The 12,458-nt window shown below is 59.4% G+C and carries 10 protein-coding genes; 4 read left to right on the top strand and 6 right to left on the bottom strand.

Annotated elements, in window-relative coordinates:
• The coding region (locus tag TRM7615_RS25810; RefSeq protein WP_207775272.1) for a hypothetical protein at positions 1–409 on the top strand (409 nt) is incomplete at its 5' end.
• 28 nt (positions 410–437) lie between these two features.
• On the opposite strand, the gene TRM7615_RS24390 is transcribed toward TRM7615_RS25810, so the two are convergent.
• The 6 genes from TRM7615_RS24390 to TRM7615_RS24415 form a co-directional block, all read right to left on the bottom strand.
• Positions 438–1,436, bottom strand: a complete 999-nt coding sequence (locus tag TRM7615_RS24390; protein ID WP_162930728.1) for a YheT family hydrolase — start codon at positions 1,434–1,436, stop codon at positions 438–440.
• Between the two features lie 281 nt (positions 1,437–1,717).
• A complete protein-coding gene (locus TRM7615_RS24395) occupies positions 1,718–2,008 on the bottom strand; it encodes an SCP2 sterol-binding domain-containing protein (protein ID WP_108792589.1) in 291 nt (96 codons plus the stop codon).
• A gap of 18 nt (positions 2,009–2,026) precedes the next feature.
• Complete coding sequence (locus TRM7615_RS24400) at positions 2,027–3,955, bottom strand: acyl-CoA synthetase (protein WP_108792620.1); 1,929 nt, start codon at positions 3,953–3,955, stop codon at positions 2,027–2,029.
• A 126-nt stretch (positions 3,956–4,081) separates the two neighbouring features.
• Positions 4,082–6,289 carry a 3-hydroxyacyl-CoA dehydrogenase NAD-binding domain-containing protein gene (locus tag TRM7615_RS24405; RefSeq protein ID WP_108792590.1) on the bottom strand — a complete coding sequence of 736 codons (2,208 nt, stop codon included), beginning with the start codon at positions 6,287–6,289 and terminating at the stop codon, positions 4,082–4,084.
• Positions 6,290–6,301: 12 nt separating this feature from the next.
• On the bottom strand, positions 6,302–7,516 hold the full coding sequence (locus TRM7615_RS24410) for an acetyl-CoA C-acetyltransferase (protein ID WP_108792591.1): 1,215 nt from the start codon (positions 7,514–7,516) through the stop codon (positions 6,302–6,304).
• Positions 7,517–7,550: 34 nt separating this feature from the next.
• On the bottom strand, positions 7,551–9,329 hold the full coding sequence (locus TRM7615_RS24415) for an acyl-CoA dehydrogenase C-terminal domain-containing protein (RefSeq protein WP_108792592.1): 1,779 nt from the start codon (positions 9,327–9,329) through the stop codon (positions 7,551–7,553).
• A 144-nt stretch (positions 9,330–9,473) separates the two neighbouring features.
• On the opposite strand from TRM7615_RS24415, the gene TRM7615_RS24420 reads away from it, so the two are divergent.
• From TRM7615_RS24420 to TRM7615_RS24430, 3 genes are read left to right on the top strand one after another with little or no spacing between them, the layout of a single operon-like run.
• Positions 9,474–10,472: a phosphotransferase family protein gene (locus TRM7615_RS24420; protein ID WP_108792593.1), complete on the top strand. Its 999-nt coding sequence runs from the start codon at positions 9,474–9,476 to the stop codon at positions 10,470–10,472.
• A gap of 3 nt (positions 10,473–10,475) precedes the next feature.
• Complete coding sequence (locus tag TRM7615_RS24425; RefSeq protein ID WP_108792594.1) at positions 10,476–11,717, top strand: acyl-CoA dehydrogenase family protein; 1,242 nt, start codon at positions 10,476–10,478, stop codon at positions 11,715–11,717.
• Positions 11,714–12,454, top strand: coding sequence for an SDR family NAD(P)-dependent oxidoreductase (locus TRM7615_RS24430; protein WP_108792595.1), 741 nt, complete (start codon positions 11,714–11,716; stop codon positions 12,452–12,454). The genes TRM7615_RS24425 and TRM7615_RS24430 overlap by 4 nt, the downstream gene beginning before the upstream one ends.
• Positions 12,455–12,458: the final 4 nt, after the last annotated feature.

Genomic DNA, 12,458 nt, shown 5'->3' on the forward strand with positions numbered 1-12,458 from the left:
GAGAACTCGTAAAACAGTGCCGCCTGCGCTTCCTGCTTGGGTCCCATCATCGCCAATCCTCCCAATCAATAAGAGAATTGAATCAGCAGATCATGCCTCGATCAAGTATCAGTTTTTCAACAAAATCAGCCCAAGGTGTACTTTGAATTCTCTCGCTGTGTGCACTCGCAGCGTCAGAAATGCCGCGCAAGCAAAACATTTGGTGCTGCCGCGCAGCGGAAAGAGCAGTCATTTTTGTAGACCGCAGCGTGGAAAAAACCTCGAATTTGCAGGTCGTGGGACAAAGGGTAAATTCGCTGCGGTTTTCAAAGGTCGGTTTTTCGAATCCGCGTTCCGGCCGTTCGTGGTCGACTTAGAGAAGGTTGGAAAAGCGACCATTATGAAGTCCACATCCTATGGATACTTATAAGAAACAAATCAATGTAGCGAGGGTAAGTTCACCCGCCAATTTCGCCCAGCGTATGGGTCAGGACATCCAGGAAGAACGGGCGTGGCCGTCCACGGAAATGAAACCCCACATGGCCTCCATATGGGGTCAGGAATATGCGAAAATTCGAGCAGCCGCTTTCGTTGACACGTTGGTAGGGATCGCTGTTGATCCAGGGATCGTTTTCGGCGTGAAGCATCACAACCGGAACCTTGATTTGCCCCAGCCGCAGGAATGGGGAGGCCCGCCGGTAATAGTCCGCGGCATTAGCAAACCCGTGTCGTGGCGCGGTGAAAAGCTCGTCGTATTCAAGCAATGAACGGGGGCGCGGCAGCGGGTTTTCATCGAGCAGCCTGCCAGACCCGCACAGTTTTCGTTCTAATCCCATCAGCGTGCCAAGCAATGCTTTTTGATAAATCAGGTTACGGCGCCGATTCATCCGGGAGGACGAGGCGATCAGGTCCAGCGGGGCCGATACCGTCATGGCACCGCAAATCCGCAGATCACGTCCAAGCTCGGCCAGCGTGTTCAACAGGATCGTTCCGCCCATTGAAAACCCGCACAGGAAGATGCCGCGCTCGGTAAGCCCATCCGGCAGGGTATCCAGAATGTCGATAATCTCGGCGGTGCCAGCGCACTGATAAGTGACCGAGCAGCTTGCCAAAGACGACCCCGCCCCGCGGTGGTTGAGGCGCAGAACCCTCCTGCCCTGCTCGGCCAGGTGGCGCGCGGTTGCCTTGATATAGACGCTGTCCTCGGAGCCGGCGACGCCATGCAGCAGGATCACCAGCGGACCGCCTTTTCCAGGATCATGCAGGGTCCCCGTCATGATATCGCCCGAGCCATCGCGCAGGGGGAATTGCATCGGCGTCTCGATTCCCGGAATGGGCAAGTCGCGATAAGTGATACGGTGCGCCACGGTTTGCAAATCACCGCCCAGCCAGGGCGCACGTTCACGGCTGTGAAGGACCTGGATGCGGAGATCCTCCAGCCGTGCCTCGTCAAACATCAAAGGGCTGTCCTGCGAGGACCTGAATTCTACGTTCTTGATCATTTTTGTCACGCGCGGCCTGTTGATTTCCCAGCCTCAACCGCGTAGCCATCAAGTATCAAAACGCGCAAGGAAATCTCGCATTTTCTGAGTGGGCGTGACCTGGGCTGGCATCTTGTTCTTGCCAAAAGCCTATACGATATCATTTCACACATCTTCCTTTAGGGTCACGGCCGGGTCCGGTTCAGACCGAATGCCCGGCCGCAATCCCATTTGCACGGTGTCCACGACTGCCGAAACTATCCCAGGATAGAGCCCAGCTTCATCGCCAGACCCATGTCGCCATCGATGGTAATCTTACCCATCATGAATGCCGAGGTGGAATTGATCGAGCCATCGAGCATGCCCTGAAAGGTTTCCGCGTTTGCGGTCACCGTCAGATCGGCCTCTTCATCCGAGGCCCGCGCCCCGGTGCCGTCGATCACCACGGCGCCTTCACCTTCGATGTTGAATTTCACGGTTTCGCTCATGCCCGAGGCTTTAGCCTTCGTATCCAATTCTTCGACAGCCTTCGCGATCATATCGCTCATGGTTCTTTCCTTTCAGATTTAGTTTGCAGTTTTCCAATCCCAGTGCGGGATGAAATCACCAAGAATATCATTGACTTGCTCGTCCGACACCCCATCGCGCGTGCCCGACAGATAGGCGGTCATGCCTTTGTTCTTGACATCAATGACCTGCGCCACTTTCAGGCCCAACCCTGCATCGGCAAGCGCATGGTCGAACACATGGGTAATCGACTGCTTGCGTAGATCGGGCTTGAAAACCTTGCCAACCGCGGTCTTGGGCAGCTCGGGCAGGATGATGATACGTTTCGGCACGGCGGCCTTTTCCGGCACATGTTTCCGGGCGAAATCCATGATTTCGGCCTCGGTTGCCGTGCCACCAGGAGCCAGTTCGACATAGGCCACAGGCAATTCGCCCGCCACGGCGTCGGGCTCGCCTATGGCACCGGCAAACGTCACATCGGGATGATGCACCAAAGCTTCTTCGATTTCAGCCGGATCGATATTGTGGCCGCCGCGGATAATGAGATCCTTCTTACGCCCGGTGATCCACAGATAGTCATCCTCGTCGAGATACCCCAGGTCGCCGGTCCGCAGATAGGTTTTGCCGTTCTCGACCGCATAAAGCCCCTTGTTCCGGCTATCGTCGGTATAGGTGTGCCCCTCAACGACGCCCGGCCCATAAATGCAGATCTCGCCGATTTCATTCGGTCCACAGTGTTTTTCGATGTTGCCATCATCGTCGCATTCGAAAATACGCGCCCCGGAATAGGGTGTCGGAATGCCAACCGACCCCACCTTGCGCGGACCATTGGGTGGGTTCGAGGTGACGAGACAGGTCGCCTCGGTCATGCCATAGCCCTCAAGGATCGACACGCCCAGTTTCTGCTCGAACTCCTCGAACAGCTTGGTCGGGAAAGGCGAGGAGCCGCTGCAAGCATATCGCAGCGAGGAAACATCGGCATTCACAGGGTAGTTGAGCAGCATCGCCGCTGCTGTAGGCACCGTCACGATGATCGAGATTTTCCAGTGCTCAATCAGTTTCCAGAAATTCTCCCACACGCCATCGCCGCGATACCCCGCAGGCGTGGTCTGCACCATATGTGCGCCGGACATGATCGCGCCCATCCAGATCGGATAGACCGCCATAACATGGAAGAGCGGCAGCGGGCACAGCACCACGTCGTCAGGCGTGAACAGGTTTTCAGCATTGGCCCATCCATTGAACATAGCACCCGACATGCGGTGCTGTGCCAGTTTCGGCGTGCCTGTGGTGCCGCCGGTGTGGAACATCGCGCAGATCCGATCTTCGCTCGTCTCCTCGAATGTCAGCCGGTCGTTGGGCTGTTCGGCCAATGCCTTTTGGAAATCCAGCACCCGCGCCTTGCGCGGCACCGTCATCTTGGGGCGGATCATCGGCACGATCAGCTTTTTCAACCCGCTCAAATGCGGCAGCATGTCAATCTCGACGATGGTTTCGACATTGGGCGCAAGTGCGGCCGCCTGCGCCGCCTTTTCTGCCAGATCAACCTTGGGGAAGCTCTTGATCGTGACCAGAACCTTGGCGCCGCTTTCGCGCAGGATCGAAGCAATGATCTCGGGCTCCAGCAGCGGGTTGATCGGATTGGCCTTGCCTGCGGTCATGGCGCCGGTCACGGTGATCACCGCCTCGTTGAGGCCCGGCAACAGATAGGCGACCGCGTCATCCTCGCCCACACCAAGCGAGCGGAACAGGTTCGCGGCCTGCGTCACCTTTTCAAGCATCTGCCGCCAGCTCAGCGTCTGCGCCTTGCTGCCCGGTTCCGAGAACATCTGAAACGAACTTGCCGGCCGGTCAGGGTGCTTCTCGGCCGTAAGCTTCAAGAGCCCATAGACCGAGTTCGCTGGAAACCGGTCCTCGAGCGTAGTTTCGTTTTCCATCCGTTGGTAGTCGGCCAAAATCTCGGCCGAGGTTTCGAATTGTTGTCTCATTTGGTCCTCCCCAGGCACTTTTGTCACAAGCTGCGCCATTTCTTGCCAGAACAAGAAATGGCGCGCCCTATGTCAACAGTTTTCTCTCCGATCACCGAAACCCGGCGTGGAGTCACGGCTTCAAGCTCAGGCCGCCGCCTTCGATTGTGAACCGAAACGCGCGTAGAACCCCTCCCCCGCTGCCGCGATATCGCGCAGCAGCTTGGGCGGCTCGAACGTTGCCCCGTGTTTCAAGGCCAGCTCTTCGCCCAAACGCACGGCTTTGCCCGCGCCAAGGATATCGAGGTACGAGAATGGCCCGCCCGACCAGGGCATGAAGCCCCAGCCCAGTATGGCACCGACATCGCCCTCGCGAATGTCCAGAAGCACGTCATCTTCCAACGCGCGCACCGCCTCGAAACTCTGACTCAGCGCAAGGCGGTCCATTACCTCCTGCACATCGGGCTGATCCTCCGCCCTTGGGAACTTCTCGGCCAGACCAGGCCAAATTCCCCGCCTCTTACCCGCCTCGTCATAGTCGTAATAACCCGCCTTGGTCTTCTTGCCATAGCGCCCAGCCTCATAAAGGTATTCGACCACCTCTTCGGTGCCCGTGGACTGATAGGCATCCCCCATCGCCGCCCGCGTGGCCTTGCCGATCCGGTAAGCCAGGTCAATCGCGGTCTCGTCCCCCAATTGCAGCGGCCCCAGCGGCATACCCATCTGCTTGGCCGCGTTTTCGATCAGCGCCGGGTTCACCCCTTCGCACAGCATCCGCAGACCCTCGTTCATGTAAGGCACGATGCAGCGATTGGCATAGAAGAAGCGCGCATCGTTCACGACGATCGGCGTCTTGCGTATCTGGCGCACGAAATCGAGCGCCTTGGCCACGGCCTCGTCCCCGGTGTCGCGACCCTTGATGATCTCGACCAGCGCCATCTTTTCGACGGGCGAAAAGAAATGGATGCCGATGAAGCGGCCTGCATCGCAGCTCGCCTTGGCAAGATCGGTGATCGGCAGGGTCGAGGTGTTGGTGGCAAATATCGCACCCTCTCCCAGCTGCGCTTCGGCCAGTTTGTTCACTTCCGCCTTCACGCCGACATCTTCGAACACCGCTTCGACCACCAGATCGCAGCCTTTGAGCGCGGCGTAGTCGGTGGTTGCGGTGATCCGGTCCAACACTGCGGCTTTCTTTTCAGCCGTGCTGCGCCCACGGGCGATGGCCTTGTCCAGAATTGTCTCGGAATAGGCCTTGCCCTTGTCGACGGCCTCCTGGCTCTGGTCGATCAGCACGACCTCGATCCCGGCTTTGGCCGACACATGGGCAATCCCCGCGCCCATCAGGCCTGCGCCCAGAACCCCCAGCTTTTGCACCCGCATATCCGGCACGCCAGCGGGGCGGTTTGCGCCTTTTTCCAGCGCCTGTTTGTTGATGAACAGCGATTTGATCATCGCTGCCGAGGACGGATCCATCATGACCGAGGTCATCCAGCGCGCCTCGATCTCAAGTGCTACGTCAAACGGCACCAGCGAGGCCTCGTACATCACCGCCAACAACGCCTTGGGAGCCGGGTAGGCGCCCTTGGTCTGGCCGTGCAGCATGGCCGCAGCGCCAACATAGTTCATCATCCCGGCAGGATGATAGGCATGCCCGCCGGGCAGCTTGAAACCCTTTTTGTCCCAGGGCTTGACGATATCGGCATCGCTCGCACCCCGCACCCAGTCCTTGGCGCGCGAAATCAGATCATCAGCAGGCACCACCTCATCAAGATAGCCCGCTTTTGCCGCCTTGTCGGCAGACAGCATCTTGCCCTGGCTCAGCAGTTGCATGGCATTCGCCATGCCGACCTTATGCAGCATCCGAACGGTGCCACCGCCACCGGGGAAAATGCCCACAAGGATCTCGGGCAGGCCGAATTTCGGCCCCGGGCGATCCGACACAAAAACCCGGTGACAGGCCAGCGCCACTTCGATACCGATCCCGGCGGCTGTGCCGGGCAAGGCGGCGGCGATGGGCTTGCCGCCTTTCAGGGTTTTCGGGTCCATACCGCCGCGCTCGATCTTGCGCAGGATGCGGTGGCCATGCATCACATTGTCGAAAATCCCCTGGGCGGGGTTTTCCCCCGCGCTGACACGCGCCGCGCCCAGTTCGTTCAGATCCATGCCCCCGGCAAAATCGGGCTTGGCCGAGGTGATCACTGCGCCCTTGATATTGTCGTCACCCAGCACCGTGTCGATATGCGCGTCAAGTTCGACAAACCCTTGCGACGACATCACGTTCATTGCCTTTTCGGCAACGTCCCAGGTGATGATAGCGATACCGTCTTCGTCTACGTTCAAATGAAATTCAGCCATGCATCCAGCTCCTTATACGCGTTCCAGAATGGTGGCCGAGCCCATGCCGGCGGCCACGCACAGGGTTGCCAGACCGGTTTCCTTGTCGGCCCTCTCCATTTCGTCCAACAGATGCGAGATCAGCATGGCGCCGGTCGCCCCCAGCGGATGGCCCATGGCGATGGCGCCGCCATTCAGGTTGACCTTTTCATGATCCACATCAAAGGCCTGCATGAAGCGCAGCACCACGGCGGCGAAGGCCTCGTTCACCTCAAAGAGGTCGATGTCGCCGATCTCCATACCGTTTTCGCGCAGGATCTTTTCGGTCACTGGGACTGGGCCGGTCAGGTTGATGGTCGGGTCGGTGCCGATCTTGGCCATGGATTTGATGCGGGCGCGCGGGGTCAGGCCGTTACGCTCGCCGAACTCTTTCGAGCCGATCAGCACTGCCGCCGAGCCGTCGACGATACCTGACGAATTGCCCGCGTGATGCACATGGTTGATTCGCTCCAGATGCGGGTATTTCAGCAAGGCCACGGCATCAAAGCCGGGCATCACCTCGCCCTGTTCCTTGAAAGCGGGTTTCAGCGCCCCGAGAGACTGCATGTCCGTGCCCCGGCGCAGATATTCATCATGATCTAGAATGGTCAGCCCATTGCGATCCTTCACCGGCGCTATGGAGCGCTCAAAACGGTTCTCGTCCCAGGCCTTTGCCGCGCGGCGCTGACTCTCCACCGCGTAGGCGTCACATTCGTCACGAGTAAATCCGTATTCGGTGGCGATGATATCGGCGGAGATCCCCTGAGGCACGAAATAGCTTTTCATCGCCAAGGTCGGGTCGGCCGCAATCGCGCCGCCGTCCGAGCCCATCGGCACCCGGCCCATCATTTCGACCCCGCCCGAGATATAGGCAGAGCCTACCCCGGCCTTGACCTGAGCCGCACCCAGATTCACCGCCTCAAGCCCCGAGGCGCAAAAGCGGTTGATCGAAATGCCGGGAAGCTGTTCGCCCAGATCCGAGTTCAACACCGCGCTTCGCGCAAGGCAGGCTCCCTGCTCACCCACTTGCGTGACATTACCCCAGATCACGTCCTCGACCTGAGTAGCATCAAGATCATTGCGATCTTTGATCGTGTTCAACATTTCGGAGGACAGGTCCAGCGCTGTGACTTGGTGCAGGCTGCCGTCCTTGCGCCCCTTGCCGCGCGGGCTGCGGATTGCGTCATAGATATAGGCGTCTTGGGTCATTCGTTGTCCCTTTCGTGAAATCTGTCGTGCCAGCTCAGAAAGCTGCGGCATCCGGCGCCATCACCGTTTCCGGCCCGGCCTGAATGCGTTTGAGATGCATGCGCGTCATCGGCAGATGTCGGTTGAAATAGTGACGAACGGTCAGGAGCTTTTGGGTGTAAAACGCTGCATCACCGGTTCCGGCCTCCAACGCGGCCTGCGCTGCCTCGGCGCTGAGCGCCAGCATGTAGCCCATGGTCAGATGCCCCATCAGATGCAGGAAATCGGTCGACCCGGCCAGCGCGGCATTCGGATCTTTCATACCGTTCTGCATCATGTATTGACCGGCGCTCTGGAAATCTCCCAGCCCTGCCATAAGTGGTTTTCCCACCATGTCGGTCAGAGCTTCATTCTGGATCAGACGGTCAGCCAGCCCCTTGATCATAACGCCATAGGCCATGGTGTGTTTGCCGCCATCGGCACCGAGTTTCCGACCGACGAGGTCGAGCGCCTGCACGCCGTTCGCGCCCTCGTAGATCTTGGCGATCCGCACGTCGCGCACGAACTGCGACATGCCCCATTCTTCGATGTATCCATGCCCGCCCAGAACCTGCTGTGCATCGGTGGCGGCCTCATATCCCTTGTCGCTGGAAAAGGCCTTGAACACGGGCGTCACAAGCGACAGCAGACCTTGCGCACCTGCATCATCGGTGCGCGACACCCGATCGGCCTGCATGGTGCACCAATAGGCAAAGACCCGGGCCCCTTCGATGAAGCTGCGCTGATCCATCAGGGTGCGCCGGATATCGGGGTGCACGATGATCGGGTCGGCCGGTCCATCGGGGTTCGCGGGTCCGGTAACGGCCCGCATCTGCAGACGTTCGCGGGCATAGGCCACCGCATTCTGATACGCCGCCTCGGCGATGCAATACCCCTGTGCGCCGGTGCCAATCCGCGCCTCGTTTACCAATGTGAACATCGCACTCATACCCTTGTTGGGTTGGCCCAGAAGATAGCCGGTGGCGCCTTCAAAGTTCATTTCACAAGTGGCATTGCCGTGGATGCCCATTTTGGTTTCCAACCGGCCTGCGCGCACGGCGTTGCGCTCACCAAGGCTATCATCGTCATTCACCAAGTATTTGGGCACGATGAACAGCGACACACCCTTGATCCCCTCGGGGCCGCCGGGAATTTTCGCCAGCACAAGGTGGATGATGTTGTCGCCCATCTCGTGATCACCTGCCGAGATGAAGATCTTGGTGCCGGTGATCTTGTAGCTGCCGTCGTCCTGAGGCTCGGCGCTGGTGCGCATCAGGCCCAGATCGGTGCCGCAATTGGGCTCGGTCAGGTTCATCGTACCGAACCACTCACAGTTCGCCATCTTGGGCAGATAGGTGTGCTTTTGCGCCTCTGTTCCGTGCGCAAAGATGGTGTTCCAGGCACCGTGCGTCAGCCCGCCATACATCACCATCGCGTGGTTCGCCGAGGAAAAGCATTCGCCCGCCGCCATGTGCATCAATTTGGGCAAGCCCTGCCCGCCATAATCCACATCAAGATCAAGCGATGTCCACCCGCCCTCGCGCAGAACATTGATTGCCTCGGGAAAACCGTTTGGCACCTGCACCTTGCCGTCCACAAGGCTGGTGCCCTCCTGATCGCCCACGCGATTCAAGGGGGCCAGCACGTTCGAAGCGATCTTGCCGGCCTCTTCGAGGACCGGACCCGTCAGGTCGGGGGTCAGGTCTTCGTAGCCCGGAATGTCTGCCTGTGAGACTTTCAGAGCCTCGTGCAGAACGAAATCAATATCCCTTAGCGGTGCTGTGTAAGTCGGCATTCTTGCCCTTCCTCCATGACGAATCTCAATGTTTTGTCATATTGTGTGTAAATACTTCTTGAGATACATGGCAAGGCTCAATATGCTGACGGCCAATTAACGCGGCGGCAGTTTCAATGCCGATAGCAGAAAGGCAAACCGCCAATGGATGCAGAAACGGCCACCAAGGCCCTGAGGTTGGCAACAGGTAGCTGCGAGACGGTTTCAGCGGTCGCGCCCCTGTCTGGTGGTGTGTCGAACCTGACATACCTTCTGACGCTGTTTTCGGGCGCGCGACTGGTCATGCGCACGCCACCGCCCGGGCAGCGGTCGGGGAATGCCCATAACATGATCCGCGAGGCCCGTGTGCTCGAAGCGGTGCATCCGCTGTTCCCTGAAGCGCCCGCCATTGTCGGTTACAGCGAAGACCCCTCGGTCACCGGCGATCAGTTCATGATCATGGCCCAGATCGACGGGCGCATCCTGCCCCCCGGCAGCCCGTTCGAGGTAAGCCCCGATCAGGCCCGCACCCTGTGCGAAAACTTCGTCGACGGATTAGCGCGGCTGCACGAGGCCGACCTTACCGACGCCGTGCGCGCAGCGTTTGGCGACCCGCAGGGGTTTGTCGCGCGTCAGGTGGCCGGATGGTCGCGGCGATACGAAAAGATCGGGCTGGACAACCCGCGCAGCGCCCTGCGCGACTGGCTGTCTGCCAACATCCCGCCTGATCCGGACCGCGCCTCGATCCTGCACAATGACTACAAGTTCGACAATATGGTGCTGGACCGAGACGATCCGACCCGGATCATCGGCGTGCTCGACTGGGAACTCTCGGGCCTCGGAGATTCGTTCATGGATCTCGGCAATGCGCTAGCCTATTGGGTCGAGGCCGGCGATCCGCATGCACTGCAGCGCTTCAAGCGCGGCCCGACGGATCTGCCCGGCATGATGAGCCGCGACGAGATCATCGATGCCTATTGCACAGCGAGAGGATTCGACCGCCCCGCAAACATGAATTTCTATCAGTCGATGGGCCTCTTCCGTCTCGCCGTCATCGCATTGCAGGTGCACGTGCGCGTGGCCGGTGGTGTTGGCAAGCCAAGCCCTTTCCTTGATGCCGCGTTGGCTTTGCTGGATCGCGCCGAAGACTTCGCAGGAGTATAGACCATGGATTTTGCGCCTTCTGCAAAAGCACAGGATTTCGCACAACGCCTGACCGCCTTCATGGAAGAACATGTCTATCCGGCGGAACAGGTTTACCACGACCAGCACGTCCAGCTTGGTGACAGATGGGCCGTGCCGCCGATCATCGAAGAGCTCAAGGAAAAGGCCCGCTCGGCCGGGCTTTGGAATCTGTTCTTGCCCGATGAACGTTTCGGCGCAGGGTTGTCTATTCTTGAATACGCTCCTTTGGCGGAAATCACGGGCCGCTGCCATATCGCACCGGAAGTGTTCAATTGCGCTGCCCCTGACAGCGGCAACATGGAAACGTTGTCGCTTTACGGCACGCCAGAACAGCAGGACCAATGGCTGCGGCCTTTACTGGATGGCAAGATTCGCTCGGCGTTCTTGATGACCGAGCCTCAGGTCGCATCGAGTGATGCCACGAATATCGAATGCCAAATCCGACGCGACGGTGACGAATACGTGATCAACGGACGCAAGTGGTGGTCTTCTGGTGCGGGCGATCCGCGCTGCGCGATCTTTATCGTTATGGGCAAGACCGACCTCGATGCCGCAGCTCACGCACAACAAAGCATGGTGCTTGTTCCCGCCGATACGCCCGGCGTGACGATCGAGCGTCACCTGCCTGTCTTTGGCTATGACGACGCGCCGCACGGACATATGGAAGTGTCCCTGAAAGATGTCCGCGTCCCGGCCACGAACATCCTTTTGGGCGACGGCCGCGGCTTTGAGATTGCTCAGGGCCGATTGGGACCAGGGCGCATTCACCACTGCATGCGTTCGATCGGGGCCGCCGAACGGGCGCTGGAAATGATGACCGAAAGGCTGCTTAGCCGCGAGGTTTTCGGCAAGGCCATCGGCATGCATTCGGTCTGGGAAGAGCGCGTCGCCAATGCACGGCTAGATATAGAAATGACCCGGCTCATCTGCCTGAAGGCGGCCAGGATGATGGGCACGGTTGGCAACAAGGCGGCGAAGGACGAGATCGCCATGATCAAGATCGCGGCGCCGTCGATGGCGCTTCGGGTGATCGACGACGCGATCCAGTCCTTCGGCGGCGCGGGCGTGTCTGATGATACGCCATTGGCCCAGATGTGGGCTGGCCAGCGCTCGTTGCGTCTGGCCGATGGCCCGGACGAAGTGCATCGCCGCGCGGTGGCGCGATCCGAATTCAAACGCGCCGCCGGGCGTTTGGGGATCAATATCAGGGAGATCAGGAAATGAGCGCAAAGAACGTTCTCGTAACAGGGGCATCGTCAGGATTGGGCGACCAGTTCTGCCGCACACTGGCGGCAAATGGCTATACCGTCATTGCAGCCGCCCGCCGCAAGGACCGACTGGAGAGCTTGTGCAATGACATCTCAGAAGCCGGCGGCGTGGCGCATCCTCTCGCGATGGATGTCTCGGATGTGGAAAACTTTGCCATCGCATTGGACGAAGCCGAAGCGATGGCCGGACCGATCACCTGCCTGATCAACAACGCCGGCACCTCGGTCAGCAAATTCGCCACCGACATGACGCCCGAGGATTTCGATGCCGTTATGGGGCTCAATCTTCGGGGCCCCTACTTCTTGTCTACCGAGCTGGCCCGACGCTGGATCGCGCGCAACACAGGCGGCCGGATCGTCAACATCGGCTCGCTTTCCGACAGTCGCGCGATGCCGGGCCACACGGTCTATGGCACGTCAAAGGCGGCGATTGCACGACTGACCCAGCAGATGGCGCGGGAATGGATCAACAAGGGCATCAACGTCAATGCGCTGGCGCCGGGATATATCCGCACCGAACTGAACGCGCCCTATTTCGACAGCCCAAATGGGCAAGCCGTCATCGCGCAATTCCCGCGCCGACGGGTGGGGGAACCAGCGGATCTGGACAAGGCCATCCTGTATCTGTGTGACCCCGACCAGCGTTTCCTGACTGGTCAGGTTCTGCATCTGGACGATGGACAAGGATTATAAACCG

Source organism: Falsiruegeria mediterranea M17 (genome assembly GCF_900302455.1).
Classification (GTDB): Bacteria; Pseudomonadota; Alphaproteobacteria; order Rhodobacterales; family Rhodobacteraceae; genus Falsiruegeria; species Falsiruegeria mediterranea.

Coding starts and splice junctions, on each gene's coding strand:
- TRM7615_RS24390 (WP_162930728.1), bottom strand. CDS start 1,436: ATGTTTGACGAGGCACGGCTGGAGGATCTCCGCATCCAGGTCCTTCAC.
- TRM7615_RS24395 (WP_108792589.1), bottom strand. CDS start 2,008: ATGAGCGATATGATCGCGAAGGCTGTCGAAGAATTGGATACGAAGGCT.
- TRM7615_RS24400 (WP_108792620.1), bottom strand. CDS start 3,955: ATGAGACAACAATTCGAAACCTCGGCCGAGATTTTGGCCGACTACCAA.
- TRM7615_RS24405 (WP_108792590.1), bottom strand. CDS start 6,289: ATGGCTGAATTTCATTTGAACGTAGACGAAGACGGTATCGCTATCATC.
- TRM7615_RS24410 (WP_108792591.1), bottom strand. CDS start 7,516: ATGACCCAAGACGCCTATATCTATGACGCAATCCGCAGCCCGCGCGGC.
- TRM7615_RS24415 (WP_108792592.1), bottom strand. CDS start 9,329: ATGCCGACTTACACAGCACCGCTAAGGGATATTGATTTCGTTCTGCAC.
- TRM7615_RS24420 (WP_108792593.1), top strand. CDS start 9,474: ATGGATGCAGAAACGGCCACCAAGGCCCTGAGGTTGGCAACAGGTAGC.
- TRM7615_RS24425 (WP_108792594.1), top strand. CDS start 10,476: ATGGATTTTGCGCCTTCTGCAAAAGCACAGGATTTCGCACAACGCCTG.
- TRM7615_RS24430 (WP_108792595.1), top strand. CDS start 11,714: ATGAGCGCAAAGAACGTTCTCGTAACAGGGGCATCGTCAGGATTGGGC.